Genomic DNA, 434 nt, shown 5'->3' on the forward strand with positions numbered 1-434 from the left:
CGACGGACTCGTCGGCCATGCGCGCGGCCAGGCTGTCGACGTCCGCTTCCGATACTCCTACGACCGTCTCGATGCCCAGTGATCGGCAGGCTCGGATGATGCGGACGGCGATCTCGCCGCGGTTGGCGACGAACAGCCTGCGGATGTCGTGGCGGACGACAGGGGCGGCGTGACTCATTTTGCGGCCTCCGTCTCGTCCGGGGCGATGATCATCAGGATCTGGTCACTGCTCACCGCTTGACCGTGCTCGACGAGGATGCTGTGGACCCGGCCGGTCACCGGTGCGGCGACCGAGTTGAACATCTTCATGACCTCGACCAGGCACATGGTGGTGCCGGCGGTGATCGGCTCGCCCTCCTCCACGAAGGGCGGCTGGTCGGGTGCGGGCGTGCGGTAGAACGTCCCGGGCATGGGCGCCCGAATCGCCGTCATGC

The 434-nt window shown here is 67.5% G+C and carries 2 protein-coding genes; both read right to left on the reverse strand.

Annotated features, from left to right (window positions below; all coding sequences use genetic code 11):
- Positions 1 to 178, reverse strand: a 178-nt coding sequence (locus AC1DYK_RS35865; protein ID WP_478170597.1) for a biotin carboxylase N-terminal domain-containing protein, incomplete at its 3' end; no start/stop codon positions are given.
- Positions 175 to 434: acetyl-CoA carboxylase (locus AC1DYK_RS35870; RefSeq protein ID WP_478170596.1), on the reverse strand; the 260-nt coding region annotated here is incomplete at its 5' end. The genes AC1DYK_RS35870 and AC1DYK_RS35865, both read right to left, overlap by 4 nt.

The sequence above is a fragment of the Variovorax sp. P2_H12 genome (genome assembly GCF_056403395.1).